The sequence below is a fragment of the Neobacillus sp. Fa239 genome, from assembly GCF_055395235.1.
The window spans coordinates 1,966,627-1,988,994 of sequence record NZ_AP041611.1; the positions used below are offsets into that span (position 1 = coordinate 1,966,627).

The 22,368-nt window shown below is 39.3% G+C and carries 20 protein-coding genes and 1 riboswitch; of the genes, 12 read left to right on the forward strand and 8 right to left on the reverse strand.

The genetic code is table 11. From position 1 onward, the window contains the following. Positions 1–396 precede the first annotated feature (396 nt). Positions 397–1,188, reverse strand: a complete 792-nt coding sequence (locus ACZ5XR_RS09355; RefSeq protein WP_464501385.1) for a TIGR00266 family protein — start codon at positions 1,186–1,188, stop codon at positions 397–399. Positions 1,189–1,516: 328 nt separating this feature from the next. On the opposite strand from ACZ5XR_RS09355, the gene ACZ5XR_RS09360 reads away from it, so the two are divergent. The 7 genes from ACZ5XR_RS09360 (at position 1,517) to ACZ5XR_RS09390 (ending at position 9,672) form a co-directional block, all read left to right on the forward strand. Then, on the forward strand, positions 1,517–3,262 hold the full coding sequence (locus ACZ5XR_RS09360) for a SulP family inorganic anion transporter (protein ID WP_464501386.1): 1,746 nt from the start codon (positions 1,517–1,519) through the stop codon (positions 3,260–3,262). 15 nt (positions 3,263–3,277) lie between these two features. Beyond that, positions 3,278–3,634 (forward strand): ArsR/SmtB family transcription factor, encoded by a 357-nt coding sequence (locus ACZ5XR_RS09365; RefSeq protein ID WP_464501387.1) that lies wholly within the window; start codon positions 3,278–3,280, stop codon positions 3,632–3,634. 277 nt (positions 3,635–3,911) lie between these two features. Then, complete coding sequence (locus ACZ5XR_RS09370; protein ID WP_464501388.1) at positions 3,912–4,055, forward strand: YvrJ family protein; 144 nt, start codon at positions 3,912–3,914, stop codon at positions 4,053–4,055. 216 nt (positions 4,056–4,271) lie between these two features. Next, positions 4,272–4,472 carry a cold-shock protein gene (locus ACZ5XR_RS09375; protein ID WP_007083969.1) on the forward strand — a complete coding sequence of 67 codons (201 nt, stop codon included), beginning with the start codon at positions 4,272–4,274 and terminating at the stop codon, positions 4,470–4,472. Between the two features lie 159 nt (positions 4,473–4,631). Further along, positions 4,632–5,777 carry an exonuclease SbcCD subunit D gene (locus tag ACZ5XR_RS09380; RefSeq protein WP_464501389.1) on the forward strand — a complete coding sequence of 382 codons (1,146 nt, stop codon included), beginning with the start codon at positions 4,632–4,634 and terminating at the stop codon, positions 5,775–5,777. After that, positions 5,774–8,911, forward strand: a complete 3,138-nt coding sequence (locus tag ACZ5XR_RS09385) for an SbcC/MukB-like Walker B domain-containing protein (RefSeq protein ID WP_464501390.1) — start codon at positions 5,774–5,776, stop codon at positions 8,909–8,911. Before ACZ5XR_RS09380 ends, ACZ5XR_RS09385 begins: the two co-directional genes overlap by 4 nt. A 317-nt stretch (positions 8,912–9,228) precedes the next feature. Beyond that, entirely contained in the window at positions 9,229–9,672 is a 444-nt protein-coding gene (locus ACZ5XR_RS09390) for a GNAT family N-acetyltransferase (RefSeq protein WP_464502276.1), read from the forward strand. A 937-nt stretch (positions 9,673–10,609) separates the two neighbouring features. Here the strand turns inward: ACZ5XR_RS09390 and ACZ5XR_RS09395 are convergent. Beyond that, positions 10,610–12,265 (reverse strand): FAD-binding dehydrogenase, encoded by a 1,656-nt coding sequence (locus ACZ5XR_RS09395; protein ID WP_464502277.1) that lies wholly within the window; start codon positions 12,263–12,265, stop codon positions 10,610–10,612. Between the two features lie 146 nt (positions 12,266–12,411). Between ACZ5XR_RS09395 and ACZ5XR_RS09400 the strand changes: the two genes are divergently transcribed. After that, the gene (locus ACZ5XR_RS09400) at positions 12,412–12,885 is read left to right on the forward strand and encodes a GyrI-like domain-containing protein (protein WP_464501391.1); all 474 of its coding nucleotides are present in this window, start codon (positions 12,412–12,414) and stop codon (positions 12,883–12,885) included. Between the two features lie 91 nt (positions 12,886–12,976). Here ACZ5XR_RS09400 and gerXC read toward each other — a convergent pair whose 3' ends face one another. Genes gerXC through gerXB form a run of 3 tightly spaced genes read right to left on the reverse strand, consistent with a single transcriptional unit; the run spans position 12,977 to position 16,734 of the window. After that, a complete protein-coding gene (gene gerXC / locus ACZ5XR_RS09405; RefSeq protein ID WP_464501392.1) occupies positions 12,977–14,155 on the reverse strand; it encodes a spore germination protein GerXC in 1,179 nt (392 codons plus the stop codon). Continuing rightward, the gene (gene gerXA, locus ACZ5XR_RS09410) at positions 14,136–15,650 is read right to left on the reverse strand and encodes a spore germination protein GerXA (RefSeq protein ID WP_464501393.1); all 1,515 of its coding nucleotides are present in this window, start codon (positions 15,648–15,650) and stop codon (positions 14,136–14,138) included. The genes gerXC and gerXA overlap by 20 nt, the downstream gene beginning before the upstream one ends. Next, positions 15,637–16,734, reverse strand: a complete 1,098-nt coding sequence (gene gerXB / locus ACZ5XR_RS09415; protein WP_464501394.1) for a spore germination protein GerXB — start codon at positions 16,732–16,734, stop codon at positions 15,637–15,639. The genes gerXA and gerXB overlap by 14 nt, the downstream gene beginning before the upstream one ends. Positions 16,735–16,981: 247 nt before the next feature. Further along, positions 16,982–17,124: riboswitch (cyclic di-AMP (ydaO/yuaA leader) on the forward strand. 110 nt (positions 17,125–17,234) lie between these two features. Here gerXB and ACZ5XR_RS09420 point away from each other — a divergent pair. After that, on the forward strand, positions 17,235–17,408 hold the full coding sequence (locus ACZ5XR_RS09420; RefSeq protein WP_464501395.1) for a hypothetical protein: 174 nt from the start codon (positions 17,235–17,237) through the stop codon (positions 17,406–17,408). Then, positions 17,389–18,252 (forward strand): SPFH domain-containing protein, encoded by an 864-nt coding sequence (locus tag ACZ5XR_RS09425; RefSeq protein WP_464501396.1) that lies wholly within the window; start codon positions 17,389–17,391, stop codon positions 18,250–18,252. Before ACZ5XR_RS09420 ends, ACZ5XR_RS09425 begins: the two co-directional genes overlap by 20 nt. Before the next feature lie 129 nt (positions 18,253–18,381). Here ACZ5XR_RS09425 and ACZ5XR_RS09430 read toward each other — a convergent pair whose 3' ends face one another. Both ACZ5XR_RS09430 and ACZ5XR_RS09435 read right to left on the reverse strand, forming a co-directional pair. Next, complete coding sequence (locus ACZ5XR_RS09430) at positions 18,382–18,660, reverse strand: hypothetical protein (protein WP_464501397.1); 279 nt, start codon at positions 18,658–18,660, stop codon at positions 18,382–18,384. 114 nt (positions 18,661–18,774) lie between these two features. Next, positions 18,775–20,298, reverse strand: coding sequence for a COG4705 family protein (locus ACZ5XR_RS09435; RefSeq protein WP_464502278.1), 1,524 nt, complete (start codon positions 20,296–20,298; stop codon positions 18,775–18,777). A gap of 139 nt (positions 20,299–20,437) precedes the next feature. On the opposite strand from ACZ5XR_RS09435, the gene ACZ5XR_RS09440 reads away from it, so the two are divergent. Next, entirely contained in the window at positions 20,438–20,773 is a 336-nt protein-coding gene (locus tag ACZ5XR_RS09440) for a hypothetical protein (RefSeq protein WP_464501398.1), read from the forward strand. A gap of 55 nt (positions 20,774–20,828) precedes the next feature. Here the strand turns inward: ACZ5XR_RS09440 and ACZ5XR_RS09445 are convergent, their stop codons facing one another. Beyond that, on the reverse strand, positions 20,829–21,491 hold the full coding sequence (locus ACZ5XR_RS09445) for a hypothetical protein (protein ID WP_464501399.1): 663 nt from the start codon (positions 21,489–21,491) through the stop codon (positions 20,829–20,831). Positions 21,492–21,680: 189 nt separating this feature from the next. Here ACZ5XR_RS09445 and ACZ5XR_RS09450 point away from each other — a divergent pair, with 189 nt between their 5' ends. Continuing rightward, positions 21,681–22,364, forward strand: a complete 684-nt coding sequence (locus ACZ5XR_RS09450; protein ID WP_464501400.1) for a sigma-70 family RNA polymerase sigma factor — start codon at positions 21,681–21,683, stop codon at positions 22,362–22,364. Positions 22,365–22,368 lie beyond the last annotated feature (4 nt).

Genomic DNA, 22,368 nt, shown 5'->3' on the forward strand with positions numbered 1-22,368 from the left:
GAGTATCCTTAAAGATGCGTCTCGAGGACACTTGCGGTCAAAAAGCAGGGGAAGTGTCCTTAAAGAAGGCACTCGAGGATACTTGGGTTCAAAAAAGATAGGGAAGTGTCCTTGAAGAAGGCATTCGAGGATATTTGGGGTCAAAAAAGGAAGGGAAGTGTCCTTGAAGAAGGTGCTCGAGGACACTTGGGGTCAAAAAAGGAAGGGAAGTGTCCTTGAAGAAGGTGCTCGAGGACACTTGGGGTCAAAAAAGGAAGGGAAGTGTCCTTGAAGAAGGTGTTCGAGGTCACTTGCGGTCAAAAAGCAGGGAGAAGTGTCCTTGAAGAAGTTGCTTGAGGAAAACTTAGTAGAAAAAAACAGGGTCAAACGACCCTGCCACTTTAAAGTATGAAAAAATCAATCCCCGCTAAATAAATCAAATATCCCTTTCAAGGAACTGCCTTCATCCTTTGCTCCACCTCGTGACGGTGCTGCGGCAAATACGCGGCTGGCAAGACGGCTGAATGGCAGCGATTGAATCCAAACGGAGCCAGGGCCGCGAAGGGTGGCAAAGAATAAGCCCTCACCGCCAAACAGAGCCGTTTTAACTCCCTTAACCCATTCAATGTCATAGCTGACCCCACTGGTCATGGCTACTAAACAGCCAGTATCAACCCGTAAACTTTGACCTGGTAATAGTTCCTTACGAATAATCGTTCCACCTGCATGAATGAAACACATACCGTCTCCTTCTAGCTTTTGCATGATAAATCCTTCGCCGCCGAAAAATCCTACGCCCAATTTGCGTTGGAATTCAATCCCGACGGAAACCCCCTTTGCTGCTGCGAGAAACGCATCCTTTTGACAGATGATTTTGCCGCCATATTGGGTTAAGTCCATGGGAATGACCTTCCCGGGATAGGGGGCTGCAAAGGAAACCCGTTTCTTCCCTCTGCCTTGATTGGTGAAGGTGGTCATGAATAAGCTTTCCCCGGTAAGGACACGTCTGCCAGCACTGAAGAGCTTGCCCATAAGTCCGCTACCACCGCTACCGCTCCCATCACCGAAAATCGTTTCCATATGTATATCATCTTCCATCATCATGAAACCACCAGCTTCTGCGACCACCGTTTCCTGTGGGTCTAACTCTACTTCAACAAACTGCATGTCATCGCCATAAATCTTGAAATCGATCTCGTGGTTATTCATTTTCATCCCTCCGATTTTCCCTAATTCTCCCTTGCATGTTAATTTTAAAATATAAAGGGAAAAAGTTCCAATCATTTATTAAATAAAAAAGACGCCTGATATCAGGCGTCTTCTCGCGTATTGAGGCGAAGAACCACACTCCACATTGTGTGTTCCATTAAGGAATGTTCTTCGGCTTACACAACTCAGCTCATCGCTCAGTTATTGTAACACAATCTAATGATGAAAACAAACAAAATTTTTTTGAAAAAAGTATTGTTATATTTTATCTATTATTCTATATTCAAATAATCAGATATACAAAAATAAAAAGATAAGAAGGGTGTATATGTTTATTGACAAAAGATTCCATCCGTATTCTTTAAGAAGTGTACCGAAAGATCTCGTTTCAGGCTTGATTGTCGGTGTCATTGCAATACCTCTTGGTATGGCGTTCGCTATTGCTTCCGGGGTGAAACCGGAGTATGGAATCTATACAACGATTGTGGCAGGGACCCTTATATCATTATTAGGGGGCTCGAAATATCAAATTGGCGGTCCAACAGGCGCCTTTATTCCCATTTTGTTCGGGATTGTGATGACTTACGGTTATGAAAATCTACTAATAGCAGGGTTCTTAGCGGGAATCATGCTCTTGTTAATGGGGATGTTTAAGTTAGGTTCATTAATCAAGTATATTCCCAGACCTGTTACCATTGGATTTACAACAGGTATTGCGGTGACAATCTTTACAGGACAAATAGCCAGTTTTCTTGGATTATCAGGGATTAAGCGGCATGAGGAATTTATTCTTAACGTCAAGGAAATCTTTATTCATTTAGGTACAATTAATTTTTACAGTATGGTTACCGCACTTATTTGTTTAGTAATGATCATTTTAACTCCAAAAGTGGCACCGAAAATCCCCGGGCCATTAATTGGATTAGTGATTTCAACTATGGCCGCATCGCTATTTTATCCCGGACATGTCGCGACAATTGGAACCGCCTACGGTGAAATCTCAAGTAACCTGCCGTCTATGCACATTCCAAGCTTAAATACCCAAACGATTGTCAAATTGTTGAAACCCGCTTTCGTTATTGCGATGCTTGGAGGAATCGAATCATTGCTATCAGCAGTTGTGGCAGACGGAATGACCAATAGCCGGCATAACAGCAATAAGGAGCTCATTGGGCAGGGGATTGCGAACATGATTACACCGCTTTTTGGGGGGATTCCTGCAACAGGCGCATTGGCTCGAACTGCGACAAATATTAAGAATGGGGCAGTATCTCCGTTATCCGGGATTATACATGGAATAGTCGTTTTGCTTGTCCTAATGTTTTTTGCGCCAAAAGCTTCTTATATTCCACTCGCCAGTATGGCACCCATTTTAATGGTCGTTGCCTGGAACATGAGTGAAAGAAAAGTGTTTTCCCATATTTTAAAAACAAAATCTACAGACACCCTCGTTTTATTGGTGACTTTTTTATTAACGGTTTTTGTGAATTTAACAACTGCGGTAGAAGTGGGACTGGTGATGTCAGCGGTCATTTTCGTAAAACGAATGAGCGATGTGACCAGAACGGCCAAAGCATTGCCAAATCGACTCCATAAGAATGAAAAGGTCGAAACACAAATGGTGACGGACACCCATGATTGTCCGCAAATCAGTATTTTCAATGTAGAGGGACCTTTGTTTTTCGGAGCGGCACAAACCTTTGAAAAAACGATTATGTCTACCATCAATTACAGGCCAAAAATTTTATTATTACGAATGGGTAAAGTACCGTTTATGGATACAACAGGGGAAGCCATTTTAGCCAGTATTGTCCATCATTTTTCAAAAAGTGGTATAGTAATGGTATCAGGATTGAATGCTCAGCCGGAAGGGGTTCTGAAAAAGACCGGGTTATACCAAATCATCGGTGAGGAACATTTTTTTCAATCGACCGGAGAGGCGATTCAATTTGCTCTTGAACAGATAAACAAAAATAAATGCTTGGGATGTAAACATTTTGCGTTTAGAGAATGTACAAAATTATCTGCTTCTGGGGCTGTAGAAGGTAGGCAGACGTTAACAGCTACCTTCTAGAAAGGAGTGGAGGAATTGAATCTGGAAATGCAGCAATTTAAGGCGGAATTTTTCAAAGCGCTTGCGCATCCACTAAGAATCCGCATTTTAGAGCTTTTGTCTGAAGGAGATAAAAATGTGAACGAAATTCAAACCCTTGTTGGGAGCGAAGGCTCTGCCGTTTCACAACAGCTAACGATTTTACGAGCCAAAAATATTGTTTCCGGGACGAAGGAAGGAAATAAGGTAATCTATACCCTAAAAGACCCGTTGATTATTGAACTTTTAGCCGTGGCTCGTCAGATTTTCAATAATCATCTAGTCGATACCATTTCGATTTTTGATAAGTTTAAGGACAATGAGGAAGAAGGATCAACATTGCCGAAGAATTAATTTCTTCGGTTTTTTATTTTGTTCGAGAAATTTTTCGACAAATATAGACGGATTTATGAATTTCTCGAGTTGCCCTTTTATTTTTTCAAACCATGACCTTTTCACTTCGTTTCATCTATATAGAAGGTGAAAGGAGGTGATGACTTTGTTTCAGCAAAAGGAGCCCGCATTGTAGAACGAAATGTAACAGATTATGAGATTGTTTAAGATGTAGGGGGCCGGTTTCGAGTCGAAGCCGGTCTCTTTTTCAAACCTAGAATGAGAGGAGGTACTTAACATGGAACAACTCGTTCCAGTCATTAGCCAGGTTGGTTTCCCGATCGTTGTGACACTTTATTTGCTTTACCGTATTGAAGCAAAGCTGGATATGGTCGTTGAATCGATTCAAAAACTGCCAGAGCGAATGAGGGAAAGAACGTAGAATATTGTAGATTTATGTCGTCCTTTCGATTCTTGACATTCTACATTATAAATGTTAAATTTTAAACAGCCGTTGCACGAGATTAGATTTATGTAACAAGCTTGTTCAAAGTTTTTGCCGATGTTTGGATAAGAAAATGAAAGTAAAGCTATCACGTTGTAATTTGGTGAATTTTACACATGGCTTAGATTTAAGCCAATAGGAGGATTTTTTTACATGAAAAACGGTAAAGTAAAATGGTTCAATTCAGAAAAAGGTTTCGGATTCATCGAAGCTGAAGACGGAAACGACGTATTCGTTCATTATTCTGCAATCCAAACAGAAGGTTTCAAAACTTTAGAAGAAGGTCAAGAAGTTTCTTTCGAAGTAGTTGAAGGAGCTCGTGGACCACAAGCTGCTAACGTAACTAAGAAATAATTTGACAAAACCAATTATAACAGCCTGGTATTTTGCCAGGCTGTTTTTTATTGTCCTAAAATCTGATAGGTTCCTGTAATTTCTTGGATTTCCAAAGCCTTTAAGGATTTTATTTTGCTATAATAGTAGTATTGGAATTTTGATAATGGGGTGAAGCGGATGAAATTTATTCATACGGCCGATTGGCATTTAGGGAAATTGGTACATGGAATCTATATGACAGAAAACCAGCGGGAAGTACTTGAGCAATTTACGGCAGTTGTCGCAGAAGAACAGCCGGATGCAGTTGTGATTGCCGGCGATTTGTATGATCGCTCCGTACCGCCAACCGATGCGGTGGAATTGCTGGATGAAATACTATTTAAAATCAACGTTGAGCTTAAAACTCCTATCGTGGCGATTGCGGGAAACCATGATAGTGCCGAGCGGCTTTCGTTTGGCAGCTCCTGGTATAAGCACAGCCAATTCTATTTAACTGGTAAACTATCAAATCAATTTCAACCTGTTCAAATAAACGGCGTCAATTTCTATCTAGTTCCATATGCGGAGCCTGGTGTGGTCCGCCAGCTTTTAGAAGATGACACGATCCATTCCCATCAGGATGCAATGAAAGCACTAATCGGCAGAATGGAAGAAACATTAAATCCGAATGAGCCTAACGTTTTAGTAGGACATGCTTTTGTACTTGGCGGTCAGACCTCCGATTCTGAACGAGTTTTATCTGTCGGTGGTTCCGGATGTGTCGGAGCGGAGCTGTTTGAACCATTTTCCTATACCGCACTGGGCCATCTGCATAGTCCGGATGCCATTAATCATCCTAAAGTAAAATATTCCGGTTCATTATTAAAATATTCTTTTTCTGAAGCTAAGCAAAATAAGTCAATCTCCATCATTGAAATGGATGAGAAAGGCGGATTTACCCATCGCTATCGGTCGCTTACACCGACATATGATATGCGGGAGATTGAAGGCTATTTGGATGAGCTGCTGGACCCCCGCTTTTATGAAAAAGAACGGCTCCACGATTATTTAAAAATCACCTTGTTAGATGAAGGAGCCTTATTGGACCCGATCAACAAGCTCCGCCAAGTTTATCCCAATGTCCTTCACCTCGAGCGGAAAATGGATTTAATCGACTTGAAGAAAAAACAATCCTTCGATGCCGCTAGGAGCGATAAGAAATCCGAATTGGAGTTATTCGAACAATTTTATAATGAAATGACTTCTGCTGAATTTACGAATGACAAAAAAAACGTAATGACAGATGTAATCGATAAGGTGCTGAAGGAGGAGGGAGTAAAATGAAGCCGATAAAACTAACGATGCAAGCGTTTGGTCCATATGCAGGGGTCGAAACGATTGATTTTGCGAAGCTTGGCAACCGCACCATGTTTGTCATTTCTGGAAAAACAGGCGCAGGCAAAACGACGATTTTCGATGCCATCAGCTATGCGATTTATGGAAAAGCGAGCGGTGAGGACCGAAATGGGCCGGAGCTTCGCAGTCAGTTTGCCAAGGATGAGCTATTAACCGAGGTTTCACTCGACTTCTCCCTTCGAAACAAAATGTATTCTATCACCCGTTCACCGCAGCAGCAGAAAAAGAAGGAAAAAGGCGATGGGTTTACGCAAATTGGTGCAAAAGGGGAACTATATTTAATTGATGACACTGGCGAGAAAAAGCTGATTGCTTCAAAAGTCAGTGATGTGGATGAAAAAATTAAAGAAATTATGCTCATTGACAGCAACCAATTTCGGCAAATCTTAATGATTCCGCAGGGAGAATTTCGAAAGCTGTTGACGTCGGACAGCAAGGACAAAGAAGTCATTTTACAGCGGCTATTCCATACACAGATTTACAAACTGGTGGAAGAAAGGCTAAAGGTAGAAGCCTCAGAGCTGAAGAAATCTGTAGAAGACCAAGTTCAAGCAAGGAGTGAGGCGCTTCGCCGGATTCATGCGGTTTTGAATGAGGAGCTGCACAGTTTCCTTGATGCTGACAGTGTGAATGACACGATCATGATGCCATTGCTAGTGGAGGAAATTACTGGCATGGCAGAAAGACTTGCGGAGCTGGATCGAACCTTAAAAGAAAAAATTCTCGAGCAGGATAAGCTTAAAGCTCAAGTCTTTGAAGCGGAAGCGATCCTTAAACAGCTACAGACAAAAGAGCAATTAAAGCTGCAGAAAACACGTCTTGATGAACAAGCAGCTGTATTTTCTGAAAAAGAAATACAGGTTCAAAAAGCATTAAAAGCGGTGAATCTTGCCCACCAAGAGGACCTCTGCCACCGTTTGAAACGTGATTTGGATCAGGTTCAAGCAGCAGTTAATACGATAACAGCCGAACTAGAGAGCTTGGGACAGCAATCGGCACTTTGTGAACAACAGCTGAAGAAAGAGCTTGATAGTGAAGGCGAACGCCAGGCTGCTCTGGAGGCAGCAAATCGATTATCTTCTATAAAAGAGGATGTTTATGCGTTTGCTTTATTGGCGAAGGAGGCCGCGGAGCTTGAGAGTAATCTAAAGCAAGCGAATGACAACCATCATACTGCCGAAAAAAATCTGCAATCCTTGGAAGAACAAATGAAGGTTCTCCTTGAGAAAAAGGCAGAAATTGAAAGGGGCCAGCTTATTTTCTTGGAAAATAAGCAGAAGCTTAGCATGCTGGAGTTAGAGCTCGATCGTTTCGATAAATATGAAAAGACCAATCAACAATGGCAAAAAGCACGTCAGAACCTGACGGCCGTAAAGGGACAATATGATAACATTGTTTCAAGGTATTCGGATGCGAGAGAACTTGTGGAAGAGTTGGAGAATAAATGGCGTCATGGTCAAGCCGCATTGCTTGCAGCAAAGCTGCATTCAGGTGAAGCCTGTCCGGTTTGCGGTTCGGAGCATCATCCGGCACCAGCTCTTTTTTCGGAAGAAGAAATCCCTAATGAAAAGGACTTAAAGGCGGCAAAGGAACAGGTCGCATTGTTGGAACAAGAAAAGTCCAAGGCAGAGTTAAATTATTTTGAACATTTATCAGCCGAAAAAAGTCAGAGGGAAACAGTAGAGGGGATTTTTGCAGAAATGCGTGCACAGCGCGTCGATTTAACCGAAAATAATGTGCGGGATGTAAAATTGGGAATTGTTTCTGCCAAAAATCAACTTGTCAATCAGCAAAGACAACTGGACGAGCAGATTCAGCAGCTCGACAGCATCAAAATGAAAATAGAAAAACGAGAAGCCGATAAACTTTTACTACAAAATGCCATTCAGGACTTGACCGGTGAGGTGAGCAGTTTAACAGTCAAATTTACCGAAAAGAACACGAACCTAACGAGAATGATGAATCTGATCCCGGAGAATCTTCGTTCAGCACCGGAATATGAACGGGCCCTTGCTTCTGCCAAAAGTCTTTATGAAGGATTATTAAAAAGGCTAGAGGATGCAAAGCAGCGATTCCAAGCGGTTAAGGAAAAGCATGCTGCTGAAACCGCAAGATTGCAAGATGCCGAAAAGCGCTTTGCGGATAAAGGGAAAGAATTGGATATCGAGCGTGAAGTATTTAAGCAACAGCTTTCTGATCATGGATTTGAAAATTATGGGGATTATGCTTCCTCCAAACGATCGGAAAATGAAATCCAAGGACTGGATCAAGCAATTCGCGAATATCGCGAGGAATTAAGATCGGTTACGGACCGTTTGACTGAACTCACAGAGCTTTTAAAAGATGTGAAAGTACCGGATGTGGAAGGCATAAAAGAGTTGTTGGGGAACCTTGTTCAGGAAATTGAATCCTTAACGAATCAGCGCACCGATCTTTTCGTGAAGAAGCGGGATAATGAGGAAATCCATAACCGGGTGAATCATTTAAATGAACAAATGAAATTGTTAGAGGAAAGGTACAAGCTAATTGGCCATCTCTACGAAATTGCCAAGGGTCAAAATACGTATCGCGTTACCTTTGAGCGTTTCGTGCTGGCTGCCTTTTTAGATGATATTTTAAGAGAGGCCAATATTCGTTTGCGTCGGATGACGTCCGGTCGTTTCCATTTAAGTCGAAAAACAGACCGATCCAAAGGAAATGCTCAAAGCGGCTTGGAGCTGCTAGTGTTTGATCAATACACGGGTCAGGAGAGGCATGTGAAAACCTTATCGGGTGGTGAAAGCTTTAAGGCAGCCTTGTCATTGGCCTTAGGCCTTGCCGATGTCGTTCAAAACTATGCGGGCGGCGTTTCATTGGAAACGATGTTCATAGACGAAGGCTTTGGAACCCTCGACCCAGAATCACTCGATCAGGCTATTGAAGCGTTGATTGACATCCAAAACAGCGGACGATTAGTAGGAATCATCTCTCATGTACCAGAACTTAAAGAACGGATTGACGTAAGGCTGGAAGTATCCGCAGCACAAACTGGAAGTCGGACGGAGTTTGTGTTTTCGAATTAATTTTGTGATGGAGTGGATTTTCTATGGGAGAATCCACTTTTTGAAAATATTATTATAAAGTTATCAATGTGATAAAATGCATAGTCTTTATTTTGATAGGATGGTATAATAAGGGTTGTTTTAGTAGGGTTCAAAAATGTGATTTAAGCAATAAAAAGTGTAAGAAGAGGTGAAAAAAATGGATATCGGAATAATTATTATACTTGGATTATTTGGGGCGGCAATGGTCCTAACTTCTTATATGTTTAATAGAATGATGAAAGAATAGAAAAACGGCATCTTGGTGCCGTTTTTTTTCATAGGAGAGGAGCTTGGGCTTGCATAATGTATCGTTAAAAACGATTAATAAAAATAATTGGGAAGACGCGATTTGTTTATCCGTAACTGAGGAACAAAAGCCATTTATTGCTTCAAACCTTTATTCGATTGCAGGGGTTCAGTTTCTTGAAAACTTCTTTGCAAAAGGAATCTATCTTGATGAAAAAATGATAGAATTTACTATGTTTGGAATCGACTCTGAAGATCATAATTATTGGATTTATAGGCTAATGATCGATAAAGAATTTCAAGGTAACGGTCTTGGAATGCAGGCTATTAAATTAATAATTGAAGCTATAAAGAAAATGAATCATACAAATATTCCATTGATTATGATAGGTTATCATCCTGAAAATCCGGCAAAATTTGTTTATAAAAAAGCGGGTTTTATGGAAACTGAAATAGCCTCTTGGGGAGAGCAGCTCGCAAAGTTTTCTCTATAACCTTCACTTTACTTTTTAATCCTCCATATCATTAAATGAGAGAGTATAAACCCGATAAATGACCCAATTAATACGCAGTAGAAATTAAATAGGTTATACACCAAAAAGATAATAGTGTAAAATTCCATTATCCATTCACGATGAACTATAGTATTTATGATCATCAGAAACAAAAGGAAATAAATAATATAAAAACATGGGATGACGACGATATATCGCCATTTTTTCAAGTACTTTGTCGTCAGCCATACATATAGAGCGGTAAGGAAACAAAAGAGAATCAAGTCGATGATTTTAAAAAATTTAGGACCCCCAAAAAATAAGACAGTCCCACACAAAGTTCCTATTACTGAATATAGAAATGCAAAAAGCGATGCCTTTTTTATGTAATTCAACAAATCCACCTTCTGTTTAAATAGTATTGATTATATCTATGTTAAATTTTAGTGGAAATAGAACTGAATGAGTGGTTTGGTAGATTTACATGAACGAATCTGAGGAGTTTAAGAAAAGCTTATCCATAATTGAGTAACCAGTGCTATTTAAAATAAGCGGAGTTTTTTCGGTTATTTGTAAAATGCAGTTCGTTTCGGGGTAAATAACGGGAGGATTTCCGGTTATGCAAAGAAAAATCCCCCATTTTCATGTTTTTCGAGTCAATAGGCGGAATCTCTCCGTCTATTTTAGCTATTTTCAGTGCTATTTCCAAATTAAGAGAATTTTCACCGCTTATGTATCAAACCATGCTAATTCCCTTAACTGGGTCCGTTCTTTTACCAAAAATAGATATTAAAAATGGCTCAGTAGTGAGCCATATAATTTTTTATTACAAAAACAGATACAAAAGGCAGTACAAATTGGGCTACATTTTCAATTGCATTTTTGTGTTTTGTGACAGGAAACGGAACCCATTATGGATTTCCACTGATTTTTTCAACTACTTCAGTTCTTTTGCAAGAGCACGGCCAGCTTGCCTGCCGGTAAACAGGCAGCCTCCGACAAACGTACCCTCAAGTGAGCGGTAACCATGAACGCCGCCGCCGCCAAAACCGGAAACCTCTCCAGCCGCATAGAGACCAGGGACAGGCTGTCCGTTTGAACCGAGGACACGACCGGATAAATCTGTCTGCAAACCGCCAAGTGTTTTTCTACTTAAGATATTTAACCTAACCGCAATCAACGGCCCCATCTTCGGGTCAAGAATTTTGTGGGGAGAAGCTACTCTGATTAATTTGTCACCGAGGTAATTTCGCGCACCACGCAATGCCGTAATCTGCAAATCCTTTGTAAATTTGTTATCCATTTCACGGTCCCGTGCAAGAATTTGCCGCTCGATTTCTTCAAATTGGAGCAGGTTGTCACCAGTCAGCTTATTCATGCCGGAAACGAGTTCGCTCAAAGTTTCTGCGACCACAAAATCCTCTCCTTTGTCCATAAAGGCTTTAACAGGCGGGGTAGCCCCGGGGAGAACACGGGACAACACTTTTTTAATACTCTTCTCCGTTAAATCAGGATTTTGCTCAGACCCTGATAAGGCAAACTCTTTTTCAATTATTTTTTGAGTTAAAATGAACCAGGAATAATCGTAACCAGTTTTCATGATTGCTTCAAGTGTTCCTAACGTATCAAATCCTGGGAAATTAGGGGCCGGAAAACGTTTGCCGGTGGCGTCCAGCCAGATGGAGGAAGGGCCGGGCAGGATTCGAATCCCATGCATGGGCCAAACGGGATCCCAGTTTTTGATGCCTTCTGTATAATGCCACATCCGGTCTCGATTCACGATTCGACCGCCTGCTTTTTCCGTAATGGCAAGCATTCGGCCATCAACATGTTCGGGGACACCGGAAATCATCCGTTTGGGTGCATCACCAAGACGGGCTGGCCAATTATTCCGAATCAGTTCATGATTCCCGCCAATCCCGCCGCTTGTTACCAGGACAGCTTGTGAACGGAATTCAAAGCTACCCATCACTTCTCGGGAGCTGGCTTCGCCGCGGGCAGCATTGCTTGGCACGAGACAATCGCCCCGCACTCCGGTTACGGCTCCATTTTCCGTGATTAACTCATTGACTCGGTGCCGTGGCCGATAGTCGACAATCCCATTCGCCATCGCTTTCCGTACCTGCTCTTCAAAAGGTTTTACGAGACCTGGTCCTGTTCCCCAAACCACATGAAATCGGGGGACCGAGTTGCCATGACCTTCTGCAAGGTAACCACCTCGTTCAGCCCAGCCGACAACCGGAAAAAAGCGAACACCCATACCATATAACCATTCCCGTTTTTCGCCGGCGGCAAAGTCTACATAAGCCTCTGCCCATCTTTTGCCCCAATAATCTTCATCATCTTCCCGGTCAAAGCCCGCTGCACCTAACCAATCCTGCCAGGCAAGCTCACGGGAATCTTTTATTCCCATTCTGCGCTGTTCGGGTGAATCGACAAGAAATAACCCGCCAAATGACCACCATTCCTGACCGCCAAGTGATGCTTCAGGTTCTTGATCTACTAACAGCACCTTTTTCCTAGCATCTGCCAGCTCTGCAGTTGCCACAAGGCCTGCGAGGCCTGCCCCCACTACGATTACATCATAATCCATCATTTTTTCCTCCGGGCTTGAAATATCGTTGATTTATGTAGGTGTTACATGTATAAACTTGACTAGGTGATGATACATCCCTATATATAGAATATATCAGATAGTTTTTAAAATTTTCAAAAAAAGTAAAAAAAGGGGTAGAATTGATGCAATATACGATAATGGAAAAAGGGCCCTTCCAAGTTGTCGGGATTAAAAGAGAATTTTCATTTGAAAATGGAGAAAACCTTGTTGGGATTCCAAAGTTCTGGGATGAAGTAAATGCGAATGGAACCAGTGATTTATTATTTAAATTAAATGGTGGTAACATGAAAGGCATTTTAGGTATATGTTCTGTTATATGCGGAAGCCAGAGCATGGATTATTGGGTTGCAACTGAATACCATGGTGAAGTACCGGATGGATTAAATTACCTAGATATCCCTGCATCTAAATGGGCCGTTTTCGAGGTTCATGGACCGATGCCGGATGCTATGCAAAATGCGTGGAAACAGATTTTTACTGAATGGTTTCCGTCTAGTGGTTATGAGCATGCCGGTACACCGGAATTAGAAGTTTATCCGGAGGAAAATCCATACAATCAAGATTCCTATTCAGAAATTTGGATTCCAATTAAATAATTTATTGATTCTAGATAAAAAAGGAACTGAAAAATATTTTTCAGTTCCTTTTTGGAATTCAAACAGACATTTTTCTAAATCCAAATCTAGCTCATTTTTCACTAGTAAATGGCGCTTGCAAGTTAGTTGACTTCCATTGGCCGCTGGTTAAAATCTTTACATTAACATCCACGGATAAGGATGACGGCGTTAGTGGGATAAGTCCATCTTTCTCATACTTTTTCCAGACATCTACATGATTTCGATACAAAAATTGGGAGAATTGATACACATCAATTCTTTTTTTTAATCCATTTTCATAGGTTTTTTCAATTTCTTTTTTTATATTCTCATCAGCTAATGTTTCTAATTTTTTCACTGGCAAATATTTAACCAACTGGAAAATATCTCCTTCTAGGCTGATTTTCATTCGAAAATGTGGTTCACGATTCTTTATGTAAGATTGTATTTTGACTTTCGGTTTTTTCAATACAATTTCCGCAACAGGCTTACTATCGATTAGTAATTGAACGGGGGCTCGTCTCATTTTTTTATCAATCCATTTTAGGCCGGATAGATCTCCTTCAGAAAAGTATCCTTTGTATTGCTTTGATGCCACGAAAGCAGAACCGCTATACTTTAGTAAAGGGAAATCCTTCTTGTCTGCTTTCCATTTTTTTTTGGCAATTGTTAAAAAAGGGATTTGTGTTGTCATTCCAGGCTCATATAAATTCGCTCGAAATTTAAAAAAACTCAACGGACTAAAAATGGCATAATTTTTTGTCATTTCATTTGGTATATCCATTACTGTATAAAGGGGGGAGATATTCAGGATAGTCCCGGTTGCGAGCACATCATGTATCGGATCCCTTGTTCCAAACACCCACATCCTATTTCTAAATTGAAAGAATCGGGCAAAAAATTCATCTATTTGTTGTATATCGCCTTTTTTTAAGACATTTTCAGAGAGTACAACAGTTTTAATATGCTCCCAAGATACCTGTTGTTGTACCGTTTTATAAAAATCGAAGGCTGTTTGATCTAAAATCTCCCCGGTTCCTTTTCCGATAAAAATGGGTTGTGGAGTACGATTTGCCGAACCTTCTTGTTTAGCGAAAGTCGAAAAATTGATGATCTGTGGGTAGATCACGTAACGATTGTCTTGAAAGTCAATTCCTAATGCATTAATGTACCATACATGCTCTACCTCTCTTGTATCCCAACACCCGCTTAACAGAAAAACGATTGCAAATACAATAAGAAGCCTTTTCTTAAATCGAATTTTTATCATCCTTCTTATTCATCCTTTTTTTCGTGCTATCGTTTGTATGAAGCTCTTTCGGCCTTTTTAGCATGTTTTTAAAACGAACTCGGAATGTGGCAGGTATAACACTTTGTGGTACCAAGGGAGAGTAGGGTGCCATAAACGGAACACCAAAAGACCTTAGGTTCACGATATGAATAAAAATAATAAAGACTGAAAATATCAGTCCTACTACTCCGAGAAGGGATGAGAAAATATAGACAATATATCGTAGGATACTTAATGTTCCAGTAAGTGATTGATTGATTAAGGTAAAGGTTGAAACGACAGAAATAGCCATCATGACAACGATCCCCGGGGAGGCGAACCCTGCACTGATGGCAGCTTGCCCAATGATTAAACCACCCACCACGGATAGCGTTTGACCAACTGTAGAAGGGATCCGAAGTCCAGCCTCTCTCAGTAACTCAAATAAAAAAAGCATGATAAACCCTTCTAAAGCCGCAGGCAATGGAACACCTTCTCTTGATAATGTCAGTGTTGCCAACAATGTGTAGGGTATTTGATCAGGATGAAAGGCCGCTAAGGAAATCCAAAACCCCGGAAGAAAGACCGCTACAAGTAAACTGAAAATTCTAAGAATTCTCGCAAAGCTTGCGAAAGGAGACATAGAATGTTGATCCTCTGCATTATTCACAAAGAATGGGAGGGTGACAGGCCCGATTGACGCAGTTGGAGAGCCTTCTACTAGAATAATGAAGCGGCCCATAAGCAAGCAATTTACAGCGTAATCTGGCCGTCCGGTATATTCTAATAATGGAAAAATACTGTAAGTTCGATTGGTAATAAGTTCTTCAATTTGCGTAGCAGAAACGACTGCATCAATAGTAATTTTATTTAATTGAGAGTGAACTTGTTCTAATAAATCCTCCGAAATCACATCGTTCAAATATAGGACAGCTACCCTCGTTTTACTCCTGGTTCCGATAACAAATTCATCATATGTCAAGGTACTAGTTTTTAATCGTTTCCGGATCAATCCGATATTTGTTCTTAGCTCTTCAACAAAACCATCCCTTCCTCCTTTCAAAGTAACCTCAGTACTAGGTTCTTCTACTGATCTTGCAGGAAAATGTGCGATTTTTATGGAATAAGCCAATTTAAATTCAGGGAGAAAAAAGAGAAATTCTCCTTCAAAGACCTTTTGGGCGATGTCCTCCTGTAATAAATCTGACTGTATGGGATTAATTGGGAAAACAACTTTTGCCTCCAATTCCGTTGCATCACCGGAAATTCCATTTTCAACTACCTCATGAAGATGAGGCAAGATCGTTCTTCGCAATTCTTTTATATCAATGAGACTCTGACAATACAATGACAAAAATGAGAAAGAATGGGATCCATGTGCAATTTGCTGTTTTTCAATGAAAACGTCCTTACATCCTTCAAACCATCCTTTTAATAAGGGCTCATCCCACATGAAATTGATCGTGTCTTGTGCAGTCTGTTTAATGCGCTTCATTCGTTTTTACTCCCTTCTTCTTATTCACAAACATGGAGAGCAAGGCTAAGAATAGAGTGAGAAAGAGAATTAAGACAAAAGAGTAGGGCATAAATAGGTGGGATAAAAACCAATAGTAAGTGGAATCGTTAATAGACCAAGTTGATAGAAAAGTGACCAATGCGAATAAAAAGAGCTGTAAACCATATTTTACTTTCTTATTTGTAATTTGAAGTAGATCAGGGATTAAAAAGGAAAGTAGTGACAATCGAATGAAAGCCCCGACAAACCACTGATAAACGGATAAAAAGTCGAGATGTTCAATATAACGTCCAATTGAAACAAGCCGCCACTCCTCAAAGGCAGGATATCGTTGTTTAGCTGCAACGAAAGGCCCAAACTCCGTAATCGCCCCGATTGTAGGTCCGAGAGTAAGCAGTAAAAAAACAATCCCAATCCAAATCAAAGTAATGAACTTTATTTTCGATTTTACATGTTGATGCAAATATAGAATAAATGCTAATTCGATATATGCTGATACAGGATATATCATGCCTTTTATGATTGGCGAAGGGCCATGTTCCAAATAAGGTTTTAAAAGTGCGAAGTCCTTATTTGGAAAATTTGCTGTCATGACAAAGAACCCTAAAACAATAACGATGGGCAAAAGGATACCTGTTGTTAACGCAATAGATTGTAATCCATGTTTTGCATTATAAAAACAAATAAGAGAAAATAAGGCACCTAGAACAAGTTTAGGTGTCATCGGAAGATAAAACGATAAAAAAGTTAATGTTTCTTTTAAAGTTACTACACTCAAGGAAAATAGGTATAGGAGGATAATAGTTATTAAAGGATAAGCAACAAATGGTCCGAAGTGCTGCCTTAACCAAAGAAACAATTGTTCTCCATTCATTCTTGTATGGATAAAATAGAGAATAGGAATCAAGAATAGATAAGCAGCGCCTGAAAACAAAATAGCAATCCAGGAATCACGGCCAGAAACGTCCAGTATCAAGGGGATAATAAGCACATGGTTAATAATGCCGGTGCTAGTTATTAGAATAGAAGACATTTGAAGCAAGCTGATGGTTTGTTTATTCATATGTAATCTCCTAGTCCCCGATCTTCTATACTTAGATAGTGTAACCAGTTGGGATATTTTTTATGGCATATTTATTCGGAAAATTAGAGTACTTTTCAAAGTATGATAAAAAAACGAGTGTGGATTAGAAAATAAGATGAAATCTTGGGTTTATTTGAAAAAATCCTAGTTTAAGAGCAGTTTTAACCCAAAACGGACTTTTACATGTTCGTTACTCAAGATTACAATTATTTCATAAATTAGCAATTTCATTGATCGGCTTAATCCTGAAGCAATTCAGGAGCGGAGGAACCAATCTTTTGGGGTTAATTCTGGAATCAGAAGGGATGAGAACTGCTCTTTCGCCATCCTACCCGTCAGCTAACTTCGTCGGCTAAAGCGAGGGAGGTCTAAGACCGCCTTATACAGGGGGCTTTTTTGTTTTTCAACAAATTAGCAGCCTGTGAAAATTGCAGGTCTTTTTATTATGCCAATTTCAAGAAAAAAAGGGGGGGATGAAATTGGTTGAAATCGTTTTACAGCTTGTGGTGATTGCGGTAATCCTGGCAGTGATCGTGTTTTGTTTATCATGGAAACTGTTTTTTAGAATTGGAAACAAAGTAAAGCAAACGAAAGAAAAAATCAAAGAAGAAATTAACAGGGGGAACGAGGAAGATGAAAATAACAAAATTTAAACTTGGAGCATTGATCTTTGCGTTGGTGCTTGTATTGGTATTAGTTGCAGGTTTTACAGGGATTTCATGGATTAGTGTTGGAAACGTAGGTATTGTCAAACATATAGACGGTGAAGTCACAGAACTTAACCAAGGGATTCATTGGGTTGGCTGGGGAGTTGCGGTTCAAGAATATCCTACTTATATGCAGTCGATGGTGCTTTCCAATAACCCAAAGGAAGGTGGGGCAGATAATCAACAATGGTCGGTGGGAACCAGTGATCAACAAGAACTTCCAGTCAATACGTCTTTAACATGGAAGATCAATATCAAAAATGCCACCGCATTGTATCAAACAGTCGGGGGGAAGGACATTCAATATATCTCCGATTCCATTGTGAAACCGACGATGAAAAATGTGGTCAATAAAATCACCCATATGTACACGTGGAATGACATAAAAGGTGCAGGGCAAGCGGAGGTTACAGCAAAAATCAATGAAGAGCTAGGGATTGAACTTGAGAAAATGGGCATTTCCATCGGAACATTCGGATTTACTCATGTAGGTTCACCACAAGGAATGGAGCAATCTCAGCAGGCCCTTGCTACTGCGGAGCTAAATGTTAAAAAAGCACAAGCCGAACAGGCAAAAGCGAAGATTGAGAATCAGACTAAAATCCTAAACGCACAAGCAGATGCACAAGCGGCAAAAATCAAAGCCGATGGTGAATCAGCAGCCAATAAAGCATTATCAAAATCTCTAACACCTGAACTGGTGGAATACAATAAAGTACTGAAATGGAACGGTGTGAATCCAACAACTGTTCTTGGAAATGGTACCAGCAACTTGATAACTGTAAAATAAAAATAGAAAAAATTTACTTGTTTGGTTATGTAATAACCTATTAATCTTTTATTGGTAGGGGTATTCGTAAAAAAACAGTATCCATAAGGGTACTGTTTGAAGCAATATAAAGGTCGTGGGAAAGAATGGTTAACCGATACACGTTACTTGAACGGCTTGTCCGGCTCTTAAGTTAAACGTTGCAATGCGGACGTTGAACTGATTTCCGCATCCGATTCTGATGGTAATGGGGCCTGATTCACAAGTGATATCTACAAATTGGCCCCTTTGCAAAATAATAGGAAAAGTAAAAAACGCAAATGCTCCGCATACAAAAGTGAACACTTGGTTATTGCTAATTTGCATTCTAGTATTTTTAGTAAGGGTTTCATTCATTTCATCTAGATTAAATATTCTTAAATTATCCATAAAAAGCTCCTTTCTTTAAAAGATATAATATTAAATGCTAGTTTTAGATAATTTGTTCGGGCATTTCCTTATCTCCAATAAAAAAAGGAATCGCGATTGCGATTCCTTAGATTTTTATTTATTTGCTGTGTTTATGACACTTAGCGAACTATTAAGGGCATTTTTGCATTTGCTCGCATCAGGGTTTCCAGAACGAACTGCTGCTAATACAACATCAATTGTTCCATCAATTTTAGTCCAAGTGGTGCCATCTATTTTTCTAAGCTTCGCTTCTGATGTGTCCCATTGATGTTCCAAATCGTCAGCACCTTTTTTCGCAGATGTAAAGTTATTTGAGTTTACTTGGTTTAACATATCACTTTCGACTTTGGCAAAACCTGTTAATTGCCCTTTTAATGATGTTTGTGATGAAGCGGTTTTATTATTTGCACTGTTTAAGACACTAAGTGAAGCATTAAGTGCAGTTTTGCTCTTGCTGGCATCAGGGTTTGATGAACGGGCAGATGCTAAGACAACGTCAATCGTTCCATCAATTTTAGTCCATGTGGTGCCGTCTATTTTTCTAAGCTTCGCTTCCGATGTGTCCCATTGATGTTCTAAATCATCAGCACCTTTTTTTGCTGAAGCAAAGTTATTTGAGTCTACATCTTTTAGCATATTATTTTCAATTTTAATAAAAGGTGTTAATTGTCCACCTAAGGTTGCTTGTGAAGAATTTTGCGCTGCTAGAGCATTACTGCGCCAAATATAACCGCCAATTCCGACAACTAAGAAAATACATAGTACTGCAATCGTTTGTGTCAATACATATCTCTTGTTACCGTTTGTTTCTGCATTTTCACTTTTTGCATTGATATCAATTTTTGAAACAGCTAGAAAAACAATAATCGCTAAAATGGCTATAAGAAAAATGACACTAGTAATGGTTGTCCCTAAGCCTAACCCGCCATTCACTTTTGGCTGAGATAGGTAATCTCCCAACGATGCTCCAAGCGGGCGAGTCAGAATATACGCAACCCAAAACGCTAAAACCGCATCAAGATTCAAAAATTTATGTGCCAAATATATACATGCGATGATGACAATAACAGCTACTCCTGTGTTTAGATAACCAAACCCGAGTTGTTCGGAATATAAATCGCCGACTGCTGTTCCAAGGGCAAAAGTGAAAAGAATGGTCAACCAATAGAAAACTTCTCTTTTTCTTGTAAAAATCGAGTGGATCGAAAGTGTTTTTTCACTGAGATACCAAAAAAGAAAAGTTAATCCTAGCAAAACGGAGAAAACAGCTGTACTAAGCTCAAGCGGTACACCCATTCCGTCTGTCAAATTATCAGTGACCAACGTTCCAAAAACGCTGATAAGAACAACTGTTGCCCAATAAATACCTGGAACATATTTCGTTGCTCTAAATTGAAGAAACAATGCGATGAAAAACGCAATTCCCATAATGATGGTTGTGTTCGTTAATCCAATTCCAAGGTTGAAATTTATGAAATCAGCAAATGTTTCACCGACCGTTGTGCATAACACTTTGATGATCCAGAAGTAAATAGTAACCTCTGGCACCTTACTTAATAACTGGCTGACAAGTGGTTTTTCAATATTTAAATTTTCTGCTGTAGCTGAATTTTTCATCAAAAAAATACCTCCAATATTTCTTTAAAACCAAAGTAATTATATAGGGAGGTTCTTAATTATTTACTTTTAATCTATTAATAATTTATTAAATATTTTTGGTTTTGAATGGTAAATGCCTTCATAAAATTTAATGGAGGTGTTTAAACTGGATAAGAAACAAAGTGAATTTGCATGTCTTGTTTGTAATGGCGTTAATTTTAGAAAAGGTTATTATGAAGCTGAATATGAAAGATATGATGAATATGTTCGCATGAATGAGGATCGAGAAGCAAAAATAAAATTCATATTGGAATCCGAAGAGCAAAACGAATTAGCTAAAATTCCTGTCCAATCAAAACACTTTTCCTATATATGTGAAGACTGTGGTTATATCATGAATTTTAATAAGGAGAAACAGGTGGAAAGTAAAAAACAAGAACGGCTAAGAAAGCAAAAGGAAAAAATGTATGATTGGACCAAATTTAAAAAATAAAACTTCAAACGTTTAGCACTCAAAAATGGGTGTTTTTCTTTTTGTGTAATAAAATTTACTTTGTATTTTTGATGATATTTCGAATTTTATCAGTATAGATTTTATCCAGGTTTTTCTTCGCATAATTAAAATTAGCCATACTCGCGGTTTTAGGAATGCCCATGTTTACCCAATTCTTATCAAGTTTTTCAATGATAAACCGTTCGTCCTCATCATTTTTTGCGCCGCCTAATTGGGTGATATCGATTTTGGATCCATCTTTTAATTCGATGATGTAATAGAAATTCCCTTTAGAGCGCCCGGTACCATAAACGCCAGTGTTGATATTAACAATATCTCTATAACTGAATTCTTTACCCAATGGTGCTGTAAATGAATAGTTAATAATCTTATTATTTGTAATAACAGTAACAGCTGTTAATATGTAGTAAAATAATCCAATATTCAGTATGACAAAAACTGTAATCATGAATCGTTTATTCCATTTAAAAATCCTCGAGATTATTTCCTTCATACCCCGGCTGGTGATATAAAAAAAGACAATGAACGCATAAATCTCATAAAGGATAATGAGATGTGAGGCAGGCCCTTTAAAAATCCACATCAAATAATTTCTCGGTACAAAAAGTTCTGCTTGAAGCAGATTAAACAATACAAATATAAGTATTGTAAAAATAACGATGCCTGCAATGGAGAAAACCTTCATAATAAATTTCATGTTAACAACTCCTCTATAGAGGTTTTATCATATATTTTTATAAATTTGAAGGACATATTTACTTTCAGTAGTCCATCACTCTCACCAAAACGTTGAATAATCTAGGATTAATAAAAATTTTTTACACCCGTATCTTTTTACCCCTCTCAAAACGTTTATTGGGTAGAGAGTGTTAAAGGAGTGAACCAAATGTCAAACCTACAGAAATCGGACATTAATGATTATAATCAGCTTGAAGAGGGGGGAGAGAGTTCTTATTGGAAGGAACATTATCCAAAGCTTCAGCGCTATTGTCATTTTCTTGCCCAAAACAAATGGGATGGGGACGATATCGCACAGGATGCCTATTTGAAAGCACGAAAATATGCCTCTAACCCGCAAAAGTTAACTACCGCTTTATTAAATAAAATTGCCTACAATCATTGGATCGACCTTATTCGAAAAAGAAAAAATGAAACGATTGAGGAAAATCCCGATATACATGTTAAAAACCAACCATATTCTGATGTAATCGAAACAGTCGATCTTCTAATAAATCGATTCACTCCAAAGCAAGCGGTGATCTTTTTGCTTAAGGAAGGGTTTCAATATCAGCTAAAGGAAATTGCCGAGATGATGGATACAACCGAAATCGCGGTAAAATCGAATCTTCATCGAATGAAACAACGCTTGGAAAAGACAAACGAAGACGTTTCTTTACAATCCTATTGGGATGAGAATGAGCGCGAGCAGTTTGCGGATCTTTTTACGGAGGCATTAAAGACAGGGGATCCGTCCATACTGATTCAAACCATTTCTTCAAGAAAAACGGAAACACCAAAACTTATGATGAAAACTCACTCTCCTTCAAGCACTCTCTGTATGGCTGCATAGCCAA

Coding starts and splice junctions, on each gene's coding strand:
- ACZ5XR_RS09355 (WP_464501385.1), bottom strand. CDS start 1,188: ATGAATAACCACGAGATCGATTTCAAGATTTATGGCGATGACATGCAG.
- ACZ5XR_RS09360 (WP_464501386.1), top strand. CDS start 1,517: ATGTTTATTGACAAAAGATTCCATCCGTATTCTTTAAGAAGTGTACCG.
- ACZ5XR_RS09370 (WP_464501388.1), top strand. CDS start 3,912: ATGGAACAACTCGTTCCAGTCATTAGCCAGGTTGGTTTCCCGATCGTT.
- ACZ5XR_RS09375 (WP_007083969.1), top strand. CDS start 4,272: ATGAAAAACGGTAAAGTAAAATGGTTCAATTCAGAAAAAGGTTTCGGA.
- ACZ5XR_RS09380 (WP_464501389.1), top strand. CDS start 4,632: ATGAAATTTATTCATACGGCCGATTGGCATTTAGGGAAATTGGTACAT.
- ACZ5XR_RS09385 (WP_464501390.1), top strand. CDS start 5,774: ATGAAGCCGATAAAACTAACGATGCAAGCGTTTGGTCCATATGCAGGG.
- ACZ5XR_RS09395 (WP_464502277.1), bottom strand. CDS start 12,265: ATGGATTATGATGTAATCGTAGTGGGGGCAGGCCTCGCAGGCCTTGTG.
- ACZ5XR_RS09400 (WP_464501391.1), top strand. CDS start 12,412: ATGCAATATACGATAATGGAAAAAGGGCCCTTCCAAGTTGTCGGGATT.
- gerXC (WP_464501392.1), bottom strand. CDS start 14,155: ATGATAAAAATTCGATTTAAGAAAAGGCTTCTTATTGTATTTGCAATC.
- gerXA (WP_464501393.1), bottom strand. CDS start 15,650: ATGAAGCGCATTAAACAGACTGCACAAGACACGATCAATTTCATGTGG.
- gerXB (WP_464501394.1), bottom strand. CDS start 16,734: ATGAATAAACAAACCATCAGCTTGCTTCAAATGTCTTCTATTCTAATA.
- ACZ5XR_RS09425 (WP_464501396.1), top strand. CDS start 17,389: ATGAAAATAACAAAATTTAAACTTGGAGCATTGATCTTTGCGTTGGTG.
- ACZ5XR_RS09430 (WP_464501397.1), bottom strand. CDS start 18,660: ATGGATAATTTAAGAATATTTAATCTAGATGAAATGAATGAAACCCTT.
- ACZ5XR_RS09435 (WP_464502278.1), bottom strand. CDS start 20,298: ATGAAAAATTCAGCTACAGCAGAAAATTTAAATATTGAAAAACCACTT.
- ACZ5XR_RS09445 (WP_464501399.1), bottom strand. CDS start 21,491: ATGAAATTTATTATGAAGGTTTTCTCCATTGCAGGCATCGTTATTTTT.
- ACZ5XR_RS09450 (WP_464501400.1), top strand. CDS start 21,681: ATGTCAAACCTACAGAAATCGGACATTAATGATTATAATCAGCTTGAA.